Consider the following 19,601-nt stretch of genomic DNA (forward strand, 5'->3'; position numbering starts at 1 on the left):
GGAATGCTCACTAGCTTGAGTCTTCGCTTCTAGCCATTCCTTTAAAGAACAATAGAGCCCTGCTGGAGCTACCAGTAGGGCTCTATTGCTTTTCAAGATAGTGTTATTGGCGACGAGCAGGGCGTCCGCGAGGTGAACGCTTTTTAAATGCAGACGCTGCTTTGGCTTGTGACTTAAGAATAGAGTCAACGGTTAGCGGCATTGGCTCTTTAGGTTCAAGGCCATGAGGGAAGGTACGAGCTCTTGGTGGTAAGTTGTATTCTTCTTCGCTCGCGCGTGGCATGCGCTTAAAGCGATAAAGGTAAAAGTTTTCTAATTTTTCTCTCGCCCATTCGGTTTTCTTTAAATACTTCACGCTACTTGCAATCGAAGGCTTAGTGTTAAAGCAATTAAAACGCATTGCTGTATCTAGAATGTCCCAGCCGTAAAAATCCACTAACTCTTGCAACATAGTCTCTAGCTTTAATCCGTGCAGTGGATTGTTCTGTTGCAGCTCGATTCTCTCTTCGTCAGTCATCATTTTTAAGGGCCTTACTCATTAAAGGGCGGAGTTTAACAAAGTATACAATGTAGAGATATCGATAGTTACTTTGCGATGGATGCGAGCACAGTGCTCTCTACCTTGAAAGTATAAATCGGAATTAGCCGTTCTACTTGGCTCTCTGCTCAAAAATGACTCATAAAAGTTCAAGCGTCCTAGCTCGATGTTAAATTATTGTGTAATAAGTGAGATTTTTGTTGTTCTTTTACTAATGTCTAATATTCCTACCCATAGCAACACATGCTTAATAAGATCAAAATCAAAATTGGTTCATGCCGCTTTCTTAGTATGGCCTAGAAGTTTGATGTGGGTGTTGTCTCGTATTGGTCGAAGGCCTGTCTACCAAGCGAAACTCTAGTTGACGTAGTTCAACGTTGAAACATAAAAGGATGACTCAATGTCTGACAAAAGTAAGACTTTTTACAGGGATGTGCGCAAAAAACCGCATGAATTTGAAAACCGAGAAGACTTTCTAAATCATGATTTAACCGTCATGAGTTTCCGTCGCTGGGGAATTCATTTGCCCTCACGTGATTACAGTATTGAAATCGAAGACTGGGTACCGGCATTAGCAGCAACCATTGGTAAAGTGGTTATGGTCACTGCCATGGTTTCCGCTTTTGCTGCTCAGTTTGGTTTATCTCCGGAATTCATTGCAGAAAACGTGCGTTACGAATTACTTATCGCTGGAGCCCTGTTCGTCATCCTGTTTTCTGCCATCCTAAACCCGAATGCAAACTTAGCGGGAACCCATGGCCCAATGATACCGCTGATTCCTATGATTGCAGCTGCAGGAGGGCACCCTCTCGCGCTAGGTTTGATGGTATGTGTTTTTGGGTTAATTCTCGCCTTAACCAAAGGTGGCTCTAAACTCATGACTCTGACTGGTATCGGGGTTCGAGGAGGGTTGTTGATCTACCTTGGTGCCGTTGGGTTGCTCGGGCAAATTAATAAGACGGAAGCGTGGGCTGCAAGTACGGACCAAGGTTACATTTCGTTTGTGGTCATAGGCCTAACCGTTATGGTTTACGCTTACTTAGCCAAGATCAATAAACGTTGGCTCGCTATCCCATTGTGCTCTGCACTCGCGGGTATTGTTGCTTATTTGATGGGCGCTGAGTTTGCCTTTACCACAGAACCGGGCCTGCCTAATTTCAGTCCATTCTACTGGTGGGGTGAAGATACAGGCTGGCAGCTAGGCTGGCCAACCCTAGAGCACTTTATTGCCGTGACTCCATTTGCTCTACTGGCAGTCGCTATGTGGTCCCCTGATTATCTCGGCCATCGTGTGTTTCAAGAACTTAACTACCCAAAAGAAGCGAAAGGTGTACTCATGGATGTCGACGACACGATGGTCGGAGCATCTGTTCGTCAGGGGGTTGGTTCACTCTTAGGGGGCGGAAACCTAGCTTCTTCTTGGGGAACGTACATGATTCCTGCCGCAATTGCCAAGCGTCCTATTCCAGGTGGCGCTCTGTTGACGGGTTTCATGTGTATTGCGGCGGCGGTAATTGGCTACCCAATGGATCTAGCAATGTGGGAACCTGTTCTGCGCGTTGCTTTGATTGTGGGTGTATTCTTACCACTCCTTGAAGCGGGTATGCAGATGATCCATAAGCATAAAGATTCACTCAGTGCAGGTATCTGTATTTTTGCCTGTGCATTCGTTAATCCAGTCTTCGGTTGGGCAATCACGATGCTGTTGGATAACCTCGGGCTTATCGGCGACCATGAGCGTGCTAACGAACTATCGCGCAAAGATAAATATCTGATTCCTGGCACTGCGTTTATCGTTTGTGCAGGCTCCCTTGCTATTGTTGGTCAGCTTCCAGGCATTCCAGCTCTTATCGGTTAATCGAATTATGCTCTAAAGGTATAGTGAGAGCAGTGAGTAAAGGGACTTGCTTCTTAAAATAGTAGACAAAAACAAAAAGCTACCTAGTACCAGGTAGCTTTTTGCATGTAGGGTTAGGCTACGGAGTTAGGCTATATGAGTGATTCAATGCCGTATTTTGCGCCGTAGTGTTCAACGACAAAATCAATGTCTTTGTCACCACGGCCTGATAAGTTGATCAAAATCGAGCCGGTTTCTCCTTGCTGTGCGAGTTTAATTGCGTAAGCGACAGCGTGTGAGGATTCAATAGCAGGGATTATTCCCTCTTCACGAGACAGCTCAAAGAAGGCATCAATCGCTTCGTCATCACTGATTGAGCCGTAATTGACACGGCCAATGTCTTTTAAGTAACTATGCTGAGGCCCAACCGATGGGTAATCCAAGCCACTTGCTACAGAGTACACTTCCTGAGGTTCGCCTTGCGCATCTTTAAGCATGTAAGACTTAAATCCGTGCATGATACCTGGCTCACCGAGTGTGAGTGTTGCAGCATGCTCGCCAACCTTTTGCAAAGAGCGGCCCGCAGGTTCAACGCCGTGAATGGCGACTTGTTCATCCTCTAAGAAAGCAGTAAATAGCCCCATCGCGTTAGAACCACCTCCAACGCATGCGACGAGATTATTGGGTAACTTGCCGGTCATTTCTTTGAATTGAACTCGTGCTTCGTTACCGATAATTGATTGGAAATCTCGTACCATTTTAGGGAATGGGTGAGGGCCAACGACAGAGCCTATCGCATAAAGCTGTGTATCAGGATCTTTCAGATAAGCTTCGAATGCAGAATCTACCGCTTCTTTGAGGGTTTTGCGCCCATGAGTGGCAGGAATGACATTAGCACCAAGGATTCTCATGCGGACGACATTCGGATGTTCTTTGGCGATATCAACTTCACCCATGTAAATATCGCATTTCAAACCAACCAATGCCGCGGCTGTAGCAAGCGCAACACCGTGTTGCCCTGCGCCAGTTTCTGCAATTAGTTTCTTCTTACCCATCTTTTTAGCGAGAATGGCTTCTCCTAAGCAGTGGTTAATTTTATGTGCGCCTGTATGGTTTAAGTCTTCGCGCTTTAGGTAGATGTCTGCTCCGTATTTTTTAGACAAGTTTTCCGCATGGAAGATTGGGCTAGGTCGTCCAACAAAGTGCTTATACAGGCGAGCGAGTTCCGCTTTAAATTCAGGATCTTTGCTGCATTCCTCATAAGCTGCGTTGATGTCATGCATGATTTGTTCAAGCTCAGGTGGAACAAAGCTACCACCGTATTCACCAAAGTATCCTTCTTCGTTGGGCATAGTGAGATCAAACGAGTTTTTCATTATTTACATCCTAGTTAACGAAAGTATTGATACTTTTATACCCAAAATTTAGAAGTGGTTGTGTGATCAGTTGCTTAAATCAGAGTTCGCGATCTAGTGCACTAGTTAAAAAGTACAGCTTGTGTAGGGGATAATAGTTGTGATGTAGAATCAGGTGGTTTGAATAGATGCAAAAAAGCCTCGAGAGATCCTAGGCTGTCATAAGAACCTCTCGAGGCAAACAGAATGCTGGAAATACACTCTGCGATGGTGTCTGGAAACAAAAATTAGATTCGTTTCCTTTGTCAGATATTAGGGTTTTAGAATGAGTCGATGTCAGCGAAATGTCACAAGTTAATTGCGGTATTAAAAGCTTATTTTTTATTTTTGATTAATGGATTAGAAAGTAACCTAAAACAGGCTAACCTACCGCGTGTTCCGCGTCTTTTAAGTTGGACATGATCTTTCTTTGTCTCTAATCGGCGTCTTTAACCAACACGTGCACTTTGGTCCCTAAAGTAAACGTGGCGCTCTGGCTGGAAATTTTTTGTTTGACTGCATCAAATTCGAACTCACCATTTTGGAAACTTGATAAAGGAATGAGACCTTCGGTTCGGTTCCTCTAACTCAACAAATACCCCGAAGTGTGTGACTCCACACGCTGTCCCTATGAAGTGTTGTCCGATAAATGGCTTCATGTAATGACATTTCAGTGCTGACTCAACCTCTCAGCTAGGGATTATGTGCTCGTAGTTATTAGAATTTATTGATTGAGCAGATATATTTAATTTCATTTTTTCTCTTATATTCGCCAATCGCTTTTATTTTATAAACTTTATTTTTATGAGCAAAGCATGAGGCGAAGTGATTCAGATATGAATGAGATTAATTTAATTCCAAACTGGAATTGCAAGGTAGGTTGTGTGATTACCTAAAGATGTATACCAAAGTGACTTTATTGAAAGTGATTAATGATGGTGTGGGAGAGGTAAGTGATTTGGCTATATAAACTTAGATAGAGAATAGTAAGGGCAGTAACAAGTGGAAGGGGATTGTGGCACCAACAACATTGATGCCACACAAAGAATTACAGTGCAGTTACTTCAGCTGCTTGTAAACCTTTGTTACCTTGTTCAACAACGAACGATACTTTTTGGCCTTCAGTAAGAGTTTTGAAGCCTTCAGAAACAATAGAACGGAAGTGAACGAATACGTCATCACCGCCATTGTCTTGAGAAATAAAACCAAAACCTTTAGTTTCGTTGAACCATTTTACTGAACCAGTTAATTTATTAGACATAGATACCTCTATATTTGATTGTTTTAAATATTGAATTTTTAGCTAATATCAAGTGCTACTATATGATTTTAGAGATAACTATTTTGTCGCAGGAACGTAAACGAGGAATTCGATGTGGAACTGAGAGAAACTTTGATCTTTAATTACATTAATAGCTCTTTCCGTAAGAGCTGATGTGCAGTATACCGACAAAATTAATAAAGGCTAGCCTTTTCTTTTTTATTTTTTGAGTACACCAAGCGCATTGCTTTCAAAGCATACGCTTGGTGTATAAGACGGCGTGATGTTATAGGTGGCGTCGAGCGCTTAGTGTTTTCTGGTTGGGCCGTTACGAACGATGTCTTTACCATTGTCATATACGTGCTGCGAAACCCAGCGGCCAAGGAGCAATTGGTGCTTTTCTCCTAATACGGCAACAAATGGACGACCATCGGTATTAGAGGTGGCTAGCGCAACGCCAGTGACACCTTCAAGGCCAAGAGCGCCGCTTTCTACTAAATGCAGAAATGCCTCTAACTCTTCAATCGTTTCGATTACATGGTTATCAATATTCATTGTATTCAATCTCTTCGAATTGCATTGCGGTCGCGTACTCTACCTAAGTTAAGCGTGGAAACCAAGCTTCTACGTGCGTCATGTAATGAGAGAACCTTGCCCTGCCACTAATCATCAATAAGTTAGTCTCGATAGTCCGGAACTTGCCTAGATTCAATGAGGCAGAAAACACTCTCTGGTTAGACATGAGTCACATAATGTTGTCTGGTTTATCTCATCAATACTTTTGCTATTGGATGGGGTGAAGGGGAGTGCAATAATTTGTGAAACTCTTTTCCTAAAGGCTGTTATGAAGAAAGTCCTGATTACCGGTTTTGAACCTTTTGGTGGTGACGCCATTAACCCCGCCTTAGAAGCGGTCAAGCAATTAGAGGCCGCGGCCATAAAAGGAGGTGTGATAGTTACTTGCCCAGTCCCCGTAGTTCGATATGACTCGGTGAAAGTCGTTATTGAAGCAATAGAAGCGCACCAGCCAGACTGTGTGATTACTGTAGGGCAAGCGGCCGGGCGTAGCGCGATAACCCCAGAGCGTGTCGCAATCAATGTCGATGATTTTCGTATTCCAGATAACGCTGGTCATCAACCGATTGATGAACCCGTGGTGGCTGATGGTCCTGATGCTTACTTCTCGACACTACCGATAAAGCGTGTTGTGCAAACATTGCAAACGCAGGGTATACCTAGCCAGATTTCCAACAGTGCTGGAACATTTGTATGTAACCACCTTTTTTATGGCATCCAACATTACTTGAAAGACAATCCGATTCGTCACGGGTTTGTTCATATTCCATTATTGCCAGAACAAGCAGCAGATGGCAGTCAGCCTTCTATGTCTCTGGAGATGATAGTCGAAGGGCTAAGGCTGGTGGCGCAAGTTTGTATTGCCAATGAAAACGACATATTGGTCAGCGGCGGGTCGATTTGCTAGTAAGTGTTTTAAAATCCAGTAAGTATATGAAAGATAATAATAAGCTCGTCGTTTGATGTTGTAGTAAATGTTAGCTTTGTCAAATTTCACAAGTAGCGAAAGGAGTAGCATTGAATAGTCAGGTTGGATGTTGTTCAAACTGACATTCCTCTAGTACAGGAGGTGTTAGGGGGCTAACTTTACGAAAGGCGAGTTATTATGAAAAGCAACAAAAGTAAGTCAATCGCACTTATCTCTGTCGTTGTTTTCGCGTTGGCTATTGCTGCGCTTAAATTCGAAAACACGCTCGGAGTTCTTCCCATCGTAGTCGCTATTATCGCGTTTTTTACCTGCGTTATTTATACCGGTAGGTACTTGTCCGATATGAAGCGTTCAGAGTTGATAAGTCAACCCAAACAAGCTCGAAAAATGTGTGCCAACGCATCACGCAATGAGCTTGATGAGTGCGATAAAAAGCGTTGAAGCGAGTCACATTCTCCGTATACTTTGCTGGAGCATTAATGCACTAACGTGTCGGAGATAAGCATGTCAAATCGAGTACCAACCAACATACTGACCGGATTTTTGGGTGTCGGTAAAACGACCACGATTTTAAATCTACTGAAGAACAAACCGGAAAAAGAAAACTGGGCGGTTTTGGTCAATGAATTTGGTGAGATTGGCATCGACGGTGCATTGATGACCGACCAAGGCGCGCTGATTAAAGAAGTGCCAGGTGGTTGTATGTGCTGCACTGCGGGTGTGCCGATGTCGGTAGGTATCACCGCATTATTGCGTCAAAAACCGGACCGTTTATTGATTGAGCCAACAGGCCTTGGTCATCCAAAACAGGTTATCGCGACGCTTACCTCACAGCAGTATGAACCTTACGTTGATCTTAAAGCGACGATTGCCTTGGTTGATCCGCGTAACTTAAGTGATGAAAAGTATCTTTCTAACCAAAACTTCGTGGACCAGTTAGACAGTGCAGATGTGGTTATTGGTAGTAAGGTTGACCTATGTTCCAGCCACGATCTTGATGTGTTTAATGACTGGGTGACGGACCAATCCCCTTCAAAAGTATTCAGTAAGCTTATTCATGACGGTGAGTTACCGATAGAAGTCTTGGATATCGAGCGGGTTTACGGCAGCGCTTCTTCCCATATCGAGTCACATCATCATGACCACGCTCATCAAGAGCCTCAATTCCAGTTGGCGCCTGGTGAAGCCTTTGTGCGCAAAGAGAACAAAGGGCAGGGTTATTTTAGTTGTGGGTGGTTGTTTGGGGCAGAGTATAAGTTTGATTTTGAAAAGCTTTTCTCTATGCTTTCGGACTTGACCGCAGAGCGTGTTAAAGCAGTGGTCAATACGGATCAAGGTTGTTACGCGTTTAATGTTGCCAACCGAGTCGTGTCGGTGAATGAAATCAGCTTAGAAGGGTTTGAATCACGATTAGAAGTGATAGATTCTCAGCTGTTGCCATGGGATGAGCTTGAGCGAATTCTCCTTCAGTTATCTGGCATCAAACATTAAATTGCGCAAAGGTTAAACGAAAACGGTGAACCACTGATATATCTGTGCTCACCGTTTTTTCTTTTGTAGGATTTCAATGAGAAAAGTGAGATAAATCACTCAAATTCGGGTATAGTGCACGGCTAAATTTTTAAAGCTATTTTTAGTGGTTTGTTTAAGGAATACGCTCAATGTCATTTTCATCTCAAGGTTTTGCGCCAGAAGTGGTTAAAGCACTGGCAGAATGCGGTTATGAAAAGTTAACGCCAATTCAGCAGAAGGCGATTCCAATGGCTCGCAAAGGCCATGATATTTTCGCTACAGCACAAACAGGCACTGGTAAAACGGCTGCGTTTTCTCTGCCTATGATTCAGCAGCTGCTAGACAGTAACCGTAGCGCTTCTCGTAAGACTGCTCGCGCACTTATCTTGGCTCCAACTCGTGAGCTTGCTGAACAAATTGCTGACAACATCAAAGCTTACACGAAGTACACGAACCTGTCGGTGGCTGCGATTTTCGGTGGCCGTAAAATGTCTTCTCAAGTAACGGCATTAGAAAACGGTGTAGATATCCTAGTGGCTACACCAGGTCGATTGGAAGAGCACATTGAACAAGGTAATGTCTCGGTCGCACACTTAGAGTTTTTAGTGTTTGATGAAGCAGACCGTATCTTGGACATGGGCTTTATTCACGCAGTACGTAAGATCATGCTAGATGTGGATACTGATCCGCAAATTATGATGTTTTCCGCAACGACTTCGAGCCAACTAAATCTGTTAGCAAAAGATATCCTGCGTAAGCCTAAGCGTATTGAAGTTGAGCGAGCGAATACGACAGCACAGACAGTTGCTCACGTGTTATATCCAGTTGATCAAGAGCGAAAAACGGAACTGCTTTCGGAGCTGATTGGTCGTAAGAACTGGAAACAAGTGTTGGTATTTGTGAACTACAAAGAGACCGCAAACGAAGTGGTAAAAGAGCTGAAACTTGATGGTATCAAAGCGGTGGTTTGTCATGGTGACCGTGCTCAAAGTGCTCGTCGTCGTGCGTTAGAAGAGTTCAAGTCCGGTAAAGCACGTGTCATGGTGGCTACCGATGTCGCTGCTCGAGGTCTAGATATTGAAGATTTACCTCACGTTGTGAACTATGACATGCCTTTTCTAGCGGAAGATTACGTTCACCGAATTGGTCGTACAGGCCGTGCAGGTAAACAAGGTCATGCCGTTTCATTTGTAAACCGAGATGAAGAGCTCACGGTTGTTCAGGTTGAAAATCTAATCCAGCAGCGAATTCGCCGTATTGAGCTTGCAGGCTATGAACCAAAACAGCGTGAATCTTACATTGAAAAGCTGCACTCAAAACCAGCGTTTAAGAATCGTCAAGGTCGTCGTAATAACCCGAACCAGTCGGCAACAGACCAAGGGTCGGCAGAGCGTCGTCTTGCTATGGTGAAGCGCCTGAAAGCGCGTCGTGGCGCAAAGTAAATTACACAGTCTGTGTGAAAAGAGCCCCTCAATTGAGGGGCTCTTTTTGTTTTGTCGTTTCGCGTTAATTTAGGCCAAGCATATTCGGTTCACCACGATAAATAATGCGATCGTTTCCTCGGTGAATACCAAACGTAACAATGACGGGTGGGTTTTCCTCTTCACTTGTAGAGCTATCCCAATCGTATTTCAGCCAAGGGATGCGATTGCCTGAGCTGTCTAAATCTAGGTGGAATTGTATTTGCTCGCGCGCTGAGTCAATTTGGCTTGCAACGATATCGGTTATCCTGCCGATACTCATCGTTCCAAGGCCAGAAAGCAGGGCGTTGTTTGCAGGCGCATGCGACCAAATTGGCGTGCTGAAGTAATATTCACCATTCGCCGTTGTTGAGCTGTCATCGAAGTTAGTCGTAAATCGACCGTTTTGCCAAATTTCCACATCAAGTGGCACTTTGATCACCATGCCTTGGTTGCCACCTACATCTTGAAAGTTCAAACGACCGAATCGAATGTCTGGTTGTTTTGTGAGCACTTCGCTATCGTCGAAGAAGTTTACCTCATCAACGGCTTTTACTGAGACTAAACCTATTTGGCTGCTGTCACTATTAGTCTCGGTATTGAATGGACCATCAGGATATTGCTTATCTGTCGTGTTCTTTTTCCAGCATGGGCTATTGTTACAAGCCGCATTGGTCGAGGGCTTCTCTATAACAAACGTTCCAACACTCGCGCTACCCAGTAGTTTCCAGTCTACCTTCTTAGGCTTAGGCGGCAAAAACCGATCGGAGTATGAGCTTAGCTCGCCTAAATCGAAATGTTGTTGAAGGTTAGACGAAAAGTGGACGTAATTCTTCACGTTTTCCTTATTCGCATTGAGTGCGACAACATCGTAAGTGACTTTCTCAAAAGGTTGATTCATGTAAGCAAAAGTTTGGCCATGTGGGTAGTGCCATTCTTGGTCTTGCACTTGAAAATATTTTGGGTAAAAACGACCAACGTAACGATAGCCTTCGTTCACAGTCATACCTAGATATTTACTTTCTAGGTTTGCTTTTACTCTCAAGCTCCCGACTTCTTCCCAATATAATCCATTAAAGAAGAATTGATCATTCTTGGCTGAATTATGCGCCTGAGCCAGTGAGTCACTACTTTTTAGCAATTTTGAGGTTTGGTTCGCTGTCTCTGATGGCGTATGTTGCTCACTCGACAAGACAACCGATGCTGCTGGAGCGTCATCAAGCGTAAAATTACGGGTGATAGAAGCATCACAATAGCGTGCTGATTCAACAGACCCACTTACAGAGCCGTCAGGTTGCCAAATGATTGGTTTCACCGTTAGAGAGAAAAGTTCTCCGGCAGCAAGAAACCCTTCTCCTTGTTCAGAGGTGCCAGAAGGCAAAGCACGTTGGTTGTCACAAATAGCGAGTGTCCATGGTCGCGAGTGCACATTAAATGTTCCTCTCACTTCCACTTTGCCTTTTTCTGGGCACTCTTCAAATCCCTCACATTCAAAATGATCGGACAGTGTCACTTCAAATATGCCGGATTCGTTCGTGATAAGGCCATGTTCAGACAAGCCATCTTCAAACTCTGCTGAATAGCTAAAGTTTCCTTCACTTCCTCCTAATGGTTGAACCAATGGATGAAAAACTTTAGGCGTACCATTGTAGTTGCTTGCTACTACAGGTTCGCCTGTGGAGGCACAAGCCAGCAATCGCGTATGCACGTTTTCTGGTTTACCTGCAATAACGCGTATTTCATTTAAAGTGGCGCTTTTCGTCTTTGAGTAGGCCTCAAACATAAATGGCGTAAACATAAAGCTAACCGTTTGATGCTTGCTGGTGTCTTCTGCCATAGTGAAAGTCAGCGTGTAGTTAGTACCTAACGCGATGGTATCAATATCGTTCGGGACCACTCGAACAACGAGCTCACCATTGTCGTCAGACATAAATTGGTTTGCTTTTAATGTCTGCTGACCTTTGATCACCTCTAAAGTGAATAAGTCAGGGTGTGATAGGACGGCACTGACTTTTGCGCTTACAACTACTCGATTATTGGTTGTTGTTACTGTAAATTGCGGAAGATCGTCGCCGCACATCAGTGCCATGTCGTCCGATGGTGTGACGCTGAGGTTTAAGTCGTTCTCCGATGGAGGCTGCATGCTGCAATTCGGAACATCTTGAGGGGTGATTGGACAGACTTGGGAAGAGTAGTGACAATCAGCCTCGCCCAATCCACAGTATTGCGTGTATTTGTTGTCTTGTGCTTTCGTTTGTGCACTTCCTGGCGTTTGTTGGATTTCACCACAAACTTGACTAGGCTGATTTGGAGCGTTGTTGAAGTTCAATGTTTGGAAGTATTTAATTGCTGCGGTGGAACTATAGAATGAGCCACTTAATGTAGCTGACGATCCTACAGATTCAGCCGTACCATAGATCGACATATCTTTTATAATCAGAGATTTGTGCGCAGAAACATCACCGACGACAAAATGGTCTTGTAAAGGATGGTTTGTTTTTAGGTGTAGTGTTTCGCCTTGTGATTCGACCTTACCACAGATGTTTGTATTAAATATATTGGTCGTGCTGTGAGTCAAAATGTCACCAATAATGGTGTTGTACTCACCATTAATATGAAGGGCCTCACCTGTTAGCTCTATATCCCCATCGATGAGAACGTTATGCAGCTTTGTTGGATAAGCCGATAGAAGATCACCATAGATAACAGTGTGCTTGTTTTGGTAATCGTCAATGCTTGATGCTTTCTCATTGTTAACCGTTAATCCGGTAGCGAGTGCGTGGAGAGAGATACGCTTATTGGGTTCACCAATCGTATTGTTCCCCTCTAACACAATTCCATAATCTGCTTTTAACGTTATCTCTTTGTCCGGTAATGAGGAGACAATTTTATCACCAGCGGGTAGGACTAGTTTCCCTGTACAGCGATAAGTCGTGCCATCGCTTTCGATACTAAAACTCTTGTGTGAGCAAAGTTGACCTAACTCAGATAGATCTTTTACGTCATAAGTGGTGGCGTGTGAGGTTAGCGGTAAAAAAAGAACCGCAGTGAAAATACTGCAAAGACGCATCATCAAATGTCCTAATGAGTGGAACAAGATGGCATCAAGCGAGCGTGAGCAAATGCTCACTGAAATTGGAATAGCTGCGGTACTTTTTGTTTTGAAGCCGCTTAGTTATTGAACTTTGGTTGTTTTTTATTTCGTATGTCATACCAAAGTTTAGCGGCCTTATTACAACGTAAGTGTCAGGTTAGTTCAAGAGGCAAGTGTGATGTGTGTCGATTTATATGTGTAACTATTTGTTAGTTAAGGATAATAAGTAAGCATGTTGGTTCAGAATCAGGAAGGACGCGATCCTGATTCTGAATGTTTATAACGCTAGGCAGCGTGAACGATGAGTGGAGCCATCTGATATAACTCTTCTAGTATGGCTTTCGTTTGTCTCGAATAGACCAGGCAATCTCGATCGCCAACGAGCTGAATTGCTCTCACTTTACCTGCAACCAAACATTGCCTAATCGTGCGTAGAACCATTTGGATATCAATTTCTGACGCGCCATCAAGGCTGTTTTTGGTTTTTAGAGATCCAAGGTCGATACTAATGATTATTTGGTCGCAGTGGTCTAGGTAATTGCCGATCTGTTGCTTAACATTATTGCGATGACGAAAAGAAAACTCTTTATCGGTTACCCAGTCACAACCTTGATCCTCCGCGTATTCCCACGTTTCTTGCTTTGTATCTTGTTCGCTAACACCAGCAAAAAATAATCGCACGTTTTGATAGCGAGAAAGAGCAAAATGGAATGCCGAGCCTAAACGTGGTTCAAGTGTTGGTTTCAAGTTCATGTCATGTCCAATATTTACCACACCCACTTCGTCTCGATAGGACACGACCACAGGTAACATGGACAAGATTGCCTCGGTACAGTTAGTTACTAAAACAGGAATTGAGTGGCGAGAAAGCGAAAGGCTTAATGCTTCCTGAAACTCGCCATTTTCCAGCTTGTCGTGGTTGAAGTGACCAAAGTTTTCAGCGGTTTCATGATCATGCTGTTGGTATAGCCAATCGCTAGCATTTTCCAAACTTTGATCAGCTAATTCAAACGCGCCCTTAGACATGGGTGGCAAATACTCACACACTGTCATAAAAGAAAAAGGGTAATGCTGTGGCTGTTTCACGGTGTGGTGGAGTTTATAGCGTTTGAAAAAGCTTAACATGATGAATTACCTTTCTGGTGGTAGTGCCCTTGCCGCTTGCAGTACATGTAAAATAATGCGCTGCTTATCCTTTTCGACTCGGTGGGCCGGAGCCATCACCGAGACTGCGCCAATCAGTTTGCTTCCTTTCATTACCGGTGCGCTAATACCTGAAACACCAGGGTCAATCTCAGAAGTACTGACGGCATATCCGTGTTTACGGATGGTTGTGAGCTCTTTTTCCCACTCGTCACGTCGGTGATCTTGATTAAAATATCTCAAGATTTTCTCGCATCGACTTTGAGGCATAAAAGCAAGCATCACTTTAGATGAGGCACCGCGCAGCAGAGGTTGACTTTGACCCTGGACGAAGCTGCAACGCAGCGCCTGCATACTTTCTTTCTGTCTGACACAAAGCGCACGATAACCCGCTGGTACCATATAAGCGGCCATTTCCCCGGTTTGTTGTACCAACCTAGCCAGTATGGTTTCGACCATGTCGAGCCCATGTTGCGCTGTCTCATAGCTGTGCATGAGTAATAATGCCGCCGGACCAACTACAAATGTCTTGTCGTGAACGCTTTCTTCGATCAAGTTCCACTCTTTAAGCAGTTTTAAGTGTCGGTAAAGGCTGCTTAAAGGAACGTTCAATTGCTCGCTTAGCGTTTTCGCAGAAACTGGGAACGGACTAACTGCAACTTGCATTAACAACTGCAGTGATTTTTCGTTTACCTGGTTAGCATTAGCTTTGTTTGTCGTCATGAGAGTGTTGTAACGTGTTGTAGGAGTTACGACAAATATAATTCTTAATCACTGAGAAAAGAAAAATAATTTTAATGGGTAATTCTTACATGATGAGAAACAGACAGGTAAAGACTTTCGCAAGTACCGATAGACATAACATGGTGTCGAATTAAAGTCTCAGGTTTGAGGCGCTTGATACTAAATTGGAACAGGAGTGAATAAGACATTGTTTAGTTTGCGGTATTACTCAGCGTTTCGCATACTGAGTTAATCCAAACAAATAATGTTAAAAAACGTGAGTTGCTAGCGGGTATCGGAATCGAGGTACCATCTCAGTAAATCGGTTTTATAAAAGGTTACTTTTATATGCTGAATAAGGCGATTTTTAAAAAAGCCATCATTTTCCTTCTGCCTATTCCCTTGGTTATTGGAGAGGTTTTGTATTTAGCTCGTGAAAGCGTGCAAAACAATCTCAATCATTTATTAGAAAAAAATGTGCAAATTGCAGATGAAATTTTATTCCAAATAGAGACAGAAAACCGCACGGCGTTGCTACACCCTGAACGATGTGAAGAGCTCCAGCAAAGCTTAATGTTTGAACGAGATATTGAAGAAATGCTCATTGTGAAAGAGGGAGTCATTACTTGTTCTTCGAAATTGGGAAGTATCTCTAAACCGTTAGCTGAGCACATCACCTTTCCTAAGGGACAAACGCTAGCGTTTGGTAGTGTTGATAGCTTGTACGATCAGTTCTTGCTTGTGGTAACGGAGGGAGAGCGGGGTTATCAAGCCGTAACGATTATCGATCATGACTACTTTAATGCGACAATAGGGTTTAACAACGATTTACGCCTAAAACGCTCTGCGCTGTTTATCCATGATCAAGTTTCACCTGAAGGAGCATTAAGAGCGGGAAGTAATCCTATCGGTATCAAATCGTCGCAAATGTTTGAGTATGAAGCTTTGAGCGAAGCCAGCGATCTTTTCGTCAAACAGAGAACACTTTCCTATTTTTTGTACTCAATTCCAATTATTTTCGTTATCTACCTTTGCTTGTATGCGTTGAATAAGTTTATTGATCCCCATCGCAATTTGATACTGGATCTTAAAAGAGCGATAAAAAGAGGAGAGTTGACCCTGTATTACCAACCGCAAGTTAACGTTGATACCGGCCAGTTATTCGGGTTTGAAGCGCTTGTGCGATGGGAGCATCAAAGTAAGGGGTTCATTTCTCCGGATGAGTTTGTCCCTGCGGCAGAGCAAAGTGGATTGGTTTTTTTACTTACTGATTTCGTTCTGGATAAAGCGGCAGAGGACTTCAGTAAATTAGGCTTTGACCAGCCTGTCCACCTTGGTATTAACGTGCCGCCTGGTTATTTAGTCGGACCAAACGCGATCAGAAAAATTCAATTGCTCGACAGACAGTTGAGCCGAAACAAAGTCTCATTAGGGGTAGAGATAACGGAGCGTCAGCTCATTGATTCAGAGGCGAGAAAATGCATTGCAGCGCTGCGAGTGCATGGTATTGATGTGCTGATCGATGATTTTGGAACTGGCCAAACCTCGTTAGCATTTCTACAGCACATGCGCATAGATTACTTAAAAATCGATAAGTGTTTTGTCGAAACTATTGGTATTCCTAGCCTTAGTGCTTCTGTCTTAAAAGCGATGGTTCACTTCGCGGAAGAATTACAAGTACAATTGATCGCTGAAGGCGTGGAAACCATAGCGCAAGCTGAACACTTAAAGCAGATGGGAGTGAGATATCATCAGGGATACCTGTACTCCAAACCATTACCTTATGAGCAGCTTGCGCAGCGAAGTCATTATGATTGGTAGACGTTAGCTCTATAACACTGAGCATTTTCATCAAACACAAACTCTAACTCATTTTTGATGCTATCTAAGCGGTCTTCTTGGTAGTGAGACACATACAATAGTTGGCTTAAATTCTCTCTAGCGATGAGTTCAAGTGTGTTCTTAACTAACCGTCTACCCAAAAAATCTAACCCTTGATACGGCTCGTCCAAAATCAATAATGTGGGTTGTTTCACGATGGCTCTTGCAATCAGTAACAGTCGCTGCTGGCCGTACTCTAATTGCTTAAATGAGGTTTTTTTGTACTGGCTCATATGTAAGATATCGAGCCACTCGTTTGCAATATCCATTTCTTTGCGAGTTGGCTGGTTATACAACCCAATCGAATCGTAAAATCCTGACAAAATGACTTCTAATGCGCTGCAATTGACTCGATATTGGAGGTGTAGCGCTGAAGACACCATACCGATATGCTGCTTAATTTCCCAGATTGTCTCGCCAGTACCACGCTTTTTACCAAAAATATCAATGTCATTGCTGTAGCATTGCGGATGATCGCCAAAGATCAATCCAAGTAAGGTACTCTTTCCACAACCATTTGGGCCTTTGACCTGCCAATGTTGGCCCTTGTCTATGCGCCAGTTCAAGTCAGTAAAAATCTTCTTATCGGTGTATTCAACAGTCCCATTCTTTAGTTCAAATATTGGGTTGTTGAATGGTGTCGAGTGCTGATGCTGACGTATCAAGCTCATCATTTCTTCACTCTGTTGCTTTGACTGAGATTTAATTTGTCCAATGATTGGATGATTATCCCAACTGGACTTATCCATTGTACTATCAAGCTTTCCTGCACTGAAAAGCGCGATGCTATTGATCCACTCAGGCATGTCAGATTCGCGAGAGAAGGTTATGAGTAGTTGCACATTTTGAGAAAGCGAGTGTAAATAGCGAGCGAGAGCAGCTCGGTGCGCAATATCTAAGCCAGTAAATGGATTATCGAGTAATACTAAGTCAGGTTGTGTGGCTAAAGCTCGGGCGAGCATTACTCTTCTGGTTTCTCCGGTAGAGAGAACACGGAAGCCACTATCTCTAAGATGACTTAGGTCGAGATCATTAACTAGCTGTTCAGTTAAGTTAGTGTCTTGGCTCTGTTCTAGGATTAATGAATAAACAGTGCTTCCTTGGTCGATACGATCAAGAAAATCCGTATCATCTTTTTCTAATTCTCTTTCCAGTAATCGCTGTTGCTCTGATAACGACACTTGCGCAACGGACAGCCCATTTAGCTCAATTTCCCCACTATTTGGTGATATTTCATCACAAATAAGGTCTCCAAGCAGAGAGCCAATATCTCCATCCGCGCTGAATATCCCCCAAGACTGCTGAGTGTTAATTTTCCAATCGTCAATAAACAAGTGTGTCGTGTTTCTCTTAGCTGCAAGCTGACGAAAGTGAATAGTCATTGTGTTTGTCTTCCTTGTTTTCGTTTTAGTGGATTACTTATAACAATTTACGAACTCAGTACGGAAGCGCTTTTGTGTATTAATTTTGAACAGTGCTCAGTCTTGTGCATATTAACGAAGCCTTGTATTAGAGGATAAAAATGCGACTAGAGTCATTAAGTAACAAGTAAGCTTGTCAATAATTTTGTTTTATTTTTGAATCAACCTATCATTATGCATGTAAATGTTATGCTGATAAATTCATATTTGCCGTTTGTTAATTAATCAATGTAAGGACACATGTTTATGAGTGAAACGGAATACGATTACCCTTCGAGTTACAGCCTAGTTTCCATTACCGATACCTCCAGTTACATCAAATATGCCAGTGAAAACTTTAATGAAGTAGCGGGGTTTGATGAAGGGGAGCTTATCGGTAAACCCCACAATGTTGTGCGTCATCCTGATATGCCAAAACAGGCTTTTAAAGATTTATGGACTCACCTGAAAACTGGCAAACACTGGATGGGAATGGTCAAAAATCGACGTAAAAACGGCGGCTATTATTGGGTTGACGCGTTTGCTTCTCCTATAAAATCTAATGGTGAAGTTGTGGAATACCAATCAGTGAGATTTAAACCTGAGCGTATACACATCCAGCGAGCGGAAAAAGCGTATTCGAAGCTTCGAAATAATCGTAAGCCGTGGAAAATGTATCTTCCTCGTACACGTTTGTGGATGAGATCGGCCTTCTTCCTTTTAATTTCAAACCTTCTTGGCTTACTCATTCTACAAATGAATCAATCACCAGTGATAGCGTTTGGCGTTGTTGCGTTACTTTCCGTTTTCTCTATTTATGTATTAACCAGACCAGTTGAGAAGCTCGCTAAACAGGCTAGGCAAGACTTCAACAATCCACTCATGGAATATATTTATTGCGGAAGAATCAACGATCTGGCTGAGATTGAGCTGGGTATGAAGATGCGTAAGCAATTTGCAAGTGCGCTATTGGGGCGCGTTGGCGTGTCTGTAAAAGACTCTTGCGAAGAAACGCGCGCAAGTGCTAACAGTGCTGCGACAAATAGCCAGCAAGTGACGGAGAACTTAAGCGCACAGAAAGTGGAGATTGACTCGGTCGCAACAGCGGTCAACGAGATGCAAGCCTCTTCATCTGAGATATCAAATAATGCTCAAGCGACCGCCGAGGCTACGTTAGAAGCGCAAAATACGATGATAGACAGCCGTAGCGTTATCGATAATGTTAACCAATCGGTTTTAGAGTTGGTGGGTGAGCTCGGCGAAATATCTAAAGTGGTCATACGTTTGAACCAACAAACCGAGCAAATTGGAACCGTTGTTGAAGTCATCAATGGTATTGCCGAACAAACTAATTTATTAGCGTTGAACGCTGCAATTGAAGCCGCGAGGGCAGGCGAACAAGGCAGAGGGTTTGCCGTTGTAGCAGATGAAGTGAGAACCTTAGCTAAAAGAACTCAGGAATCGACAACAGAGATTAAATCGGCCATTGAAGGGATTCAAAATGGGAGCAAATCAGCGGTTTCTGCGTTAGAGAAAGGTAATGAAATGTCGACCGGAACGGTAACATTGTTAGGTACTGCTTTGGATAGCATTCAACAATTGGAATCCCTTGTTCAGGACGTCGTCGAACGAAACCAACAAATTGCGGTCGCGATAGAAGAGCAGGTTTATGTAACGGATGAAATAAATGAAAACATCCAGTCGCTTAATTTAAAGTACAGTGAATCGTATGAACTGATGACTGAAACGAATCATATGAACACCAAAGTGCAAAATTGCACCAATGACCTGTCTGAAATGATTAAGAAGTTTGCTTAAACTTTAGAAAATCGAAGTTAAAAGCCCGCTAAACAT

General features: G+C 43.2%; 15 protein-coding genes and 1 pseudogene. 7 read left to right on the forward strand and 9 right to left on the reverse strand.

The window, feature by feature from the left end:
- Positions 1 to 103 precede the first annotated feature (103 nt).
- Positions 104 to 520, reverse strand: a complete 417-nt coding sequence (locus R7Q41_RS03145) for a VF530 family DNA-binding protein (RefSeq protein ID WP_005375544.1) — start codon at positions 518 to 520, stop codon at positions 104 to 106.
- A 418-nt stretch (positions 521 to 938) separates the two neighbouring features.
- Between R7Q41_RS03145 and R7Q41_RS03150 the strand changes: the two genes are divergently transcribed.
- The gene (locus R7Q41_RS03150; protein WP_005375642.1) at positions 939 to 2,396 is read left to right on the forward strand and encodes a DUF3360 domain-containing protein; all 1,458 of its coding nucleotides are present in this window, start codon (positions 939 to 941) and stop codon (positions 2,394 to 2,396) included.
- 131 nt (positions 2,397 to 2,527) lie between these two features.
- On the opposite strand, the gene trpB is transcribed toward R7Q41_RS03150, so the two are convergent.
- The 4 genes and pseudogenes from trpB to R7Q41_RS03170 all read right to left on the reverse strand — a co-directional run bounded on the left by trpB (position 2,528) and on the right by R7Q41_RS03170 (position 5,585).
- Entirely contained in the window at positions 2,528 to 3,751 is a 1,224-nt protein-coding gene (gene trpB, locus R7Q41_RS03155; RefSeq protein ID WP_005375643.1) for a tryptophan synthase subunit beta, read from the reverse strand.
- A gap of 454 nt (positions 3,752 to 4,205) precedes the next feature.
- Positions 4,206 to 4,458: pseudogene (locus R7Q41_RS03160) on the reverse strand (S1 RNA-binding domain-containing protein); the annotation flags it as partial.
- A gap of 359 nt (positions 4,459 to 4,817) precedes the next feature.
- The gene (locus R7Q41_RS03165; RefSeq protein ID WP_005375644.1) at positions 4,818 to 5,030 is read right to left on the reverse strand and encodes a cold-shock protein; all 213 of its coding nucleotides are present in this window, start codon (positions 5,028 to 5,030) and stop codon (positions 4,818 to 4,820) included.
- A 306-nt stretch (positions 5,031 to 5,336) separates the two neighbouring features.
- On the reverse strand, positions 5,337 to 5,585 hold the full coding sequence (locus R7Q41_RS03170; RefSeq protein WP_005375646.1) for a hypothetical protein: 249 nt from the start codon (positions 5,583 to 5,585) through the stop codon (positions 5,337 to 5,339).
- Positions 5,586 to 5,874: 289 nt separating this feature from the next.
- Here R7Q41_RS03170 and pcp point away from each other — a divergent pair, with 289 nt between their 5' ends.
- The 4 genes from pcp (at position 5,875) to R7Q41_RS03190 (ending at position 9,488) form a co-directional block, all read left to right on the forward strand.
- Positions 5,875 to 6,513 carry a pyroglutamyl-peptidase I gene (gene pcp / locus R7Q41_RS03175; protein ID WP_017821091.1) on the forward strand — a complete coding sequence of 213 codons (639 nt, stop codon included), beginning with the start codon at positions 5,875 to 5,877 and terminating at the stop codon, positions 6,511 to 6,513.
- 198 nt (positions 6,514 to 6,711) lie between these two features.
- A complete protein-coding gene (locus tag R7Q41_RS03180; RefSeq protein WP_053303741.1) occupies positions 6,712 to 6,975 on the forward strand; it encodes a hypothetical protein in 264 nt (87 codons plus the stop codon).
- A 63-nt stretch (positions 6,976 to 7,038) separates the two neighbouring features.
- On the forward strand, positions 7,039 to 8,025 hold the full coding sequence (locus R7Q41_RS03185; RefSeq protein WP_017821090.1) for a CobW family GTP-binding protein: 987 nt from the start codon (positions 7,039 to 7,041) through the stop codon (positions 8,023 to 8,025).
- Between the two features lie 170 nt (positions 8,026 to 8,195).
- Positions 8,196 to 9,488, forward strand: coding sequence for a DEAD/DEAH box helicase (locus tag R7Q41_RS03190; protein WP_005375652.1), 1,293 nt, complete (start codon positions 8,196 to 8,198; stop codon positions 9,486 to 9,488).
- Between the two features lie 64 nt (positions 9,489 to 9,552).
- Here the strand turns inward: R7Q41_RS03190 and R7Q41_RS03195 are convergent, their stop codons facing one another.
- The 3 genes from R7Q41_RS03195 to R7Q41_RS03205 form a co-directional block, all read right to left on the reverse strand.
- Positions 9,553 to 12,579: a DUF6701 domain-containing protein gene (locus tag R7Q41_RS03195; protein ID WP_213961761.1), complete on the reverse strand. Its 3,027-nt coding sequence runs from the start codon at positions 12,577 to 12,579 to the stop codon at positions 9,553 to 9,555.
- A 306-nt stretch (positions 12,580 to 12,885) separates the two neighbouring features.
- Complete coding sequence (locus R7Q41_RS03200; protein WP_025768977.1) at positions 12,886 to 13,725, reverse strand: arginase family protein; 840 nt, start codon at positions 13,723 to 13,725, stop codon at positions 12,886 to 12,888.
- A gap of 6 nt (positions 13,726 to 13,731) precedes the next feature.
- Positions 13,732 to 14,466 (reverse strand): IclR family transcriptional regulator, encoded by a 735-nt coding sequence (locus R7Q41_RS03205; protein WP_005386192.1) that lies wholly within the window; start codon positions 14,464 to 14,466, stop codon positions 13,732 to 13,734.
- A 348-nt stretch (positions 14,467 to 14,814) separates the two neighbouring features.
- Between R7Q41_RS03205 and R7Q41_RS03210 the strand changes: the two genes are divergently transcribed.
- Positions 14,815 to 16,287, forward strand: a complete 1,473-nt coding sequence (locus R7Q41_RS03210) for an EAL domain-containing protein (RefSeq protein ID WP_054574374.1) — start codon at positions 14,815 to 14,817, stop codon at positions 16,285 to 16,287.
- Here the strand turns inward: R7Q41_RS03210 and modF are convergent.
- On the reverse strand, positions 16,275 to 17,729 hold the full coding sequence (gene modF / locus R7Q41_RS03215) for a molybdate ABC transporter ATP-binding protein ModF (protein ID WP_104976535.1): 1,455 nt from the start codon (positions 17,727 to 17,729) through the stop codon (positions 16,275 to 16,277). The two genes, R7Q41_RS03210 and modF, sit on opposite strands and share 13 nt — an antisense overlap.
- Before the next feature lie 285 nt (positions 17,730 to 18,014).
- On the opposite strand from modF, the gene R7Q41_RS03220 reads away from it, so the two are divergent.
- Positions 18,015 to 19,565: a PAS domain-containing methyl-accepting chemotaxis protein gene (locus R7Q41_RS03220; protein WP_318107816.1), complete on the forward strand. Its 1,551-nt coding sequence runs from the start codon at positions 18,015 to 18,017 to the stop codon at positions 19,563 to 19,565.
- The last annotated feature ends 36 nt before the right edge of the window (positions 19,566 to 19,601 follow it).

It is taken from the genome of Vibrio sp. 2096, assembly GCF_033339595.1.
Taxonomy (GTDB): Bacteria; Pseudomonadota; Gammaproteobacteria; order Enterobacterales; family Vibrionaceae; genus Vibrio; species Vibrio alginolyticus.

Coding starts and splice junctions, on each gene's coding strand:
- R7Q41_RS03145 (WP_005375544.1), bottom strand. CDS start 520: ATGATGACTGACGAAGAGAGAATCGAGCTGCAACAGAACAATCCACTG.
- R7Q41_RS03150 (WP_005375642.1), top strand. CDS start 939: ATGTCTGACAAAAGTAAGACTTTTTACAGGGATGTGCGCAAAAAACCG.
- trpB (WP_005375643.1), bottom strand. CDS start 3,751: ATGAAAAACTCGTTTGATCTCACTATGCCCAACGAAGAAGGATACTTT.
- R7Q41_RS03165 (WP_005375644.1), bottom strand. CDS start 5,030: ATGTCTAATAAATTAACTGGTTCAGTAAAATGGTTCAACGAAACTAAA.
- R7Q41_RS03170 (WP_005375646.1), bottom strand. CDS start 5,585: ATGAATATTGATAACCATGTAATCGAAACGATTGAAGAGTTAGAGGCA.
- pcp (WP_017821091.1), top strand. CDS start 5,875: ATGAAGAAAGTCCTGATTACCGGTTTTGAACCTTTTGGTGGTGACGCC.
- R7Q41_RS03180 (WP_053303741.1), top strand. CDS start 6,712: ATGAAAAGCAACAAAAGTAAGTCAATCGCACTTATCTCTGTCGTTGTT.
- R7Q41_RS03185 (WP_017821090.1), top strand. CDS start 7,039: ATGTCAAATCGAGTACCAACCAACATACTGACCGGATTTTTGGGTGTC.
- R7Q41_RS03190 (WP_005375652.1), top strand. CDS start 8,196: ATGTCATTTTCATCTCAAGGTTTTGCGCCAGAAGTGGTTAAAGCACTG.
- R7Q41_RS03195 (WP_213961761.1), bottom strand. CDS start 12,579: ATGATGCGTCTTTGCAGTATTTTCACTGCGGTTCTTTTTTTACCGCTA.
- R7Q41_RS03200 (WP_025768977.1), bottom strand. CDS start 13,725: ATGTTAAGCTTTTTCAAACGCTATAAACTCCACCACACCGTGAAACAG.
- R7Q41_RS03205 (WP_005386192.1), bottom strand. CDS start 14,466: ATGACGACAAACAAAGCTAATGCTAACCAGGTAAACGAAAAATCACTG.
- R7Q41_RS03210 (WP_054574374.1), top strand. CDS start 14,815: ATGCTGAATAAGGCGATTTTTAAAAAAGCCATCATTTTCCTTCTGCCT.
- modF (WP_104976535.1), bottom strand. CDS start 17,729: ATGACTATTCACTTTCGTCAGCTTGCAGCTAAGAGAAACACGACACAC.
- R7Q41_RS03220 (WP_318107816.1), top strand. CDS start 18,015: ATGAGTGAAACGGAATACGATTACCCTTCGAGTTACAGCCTAGTTTCC.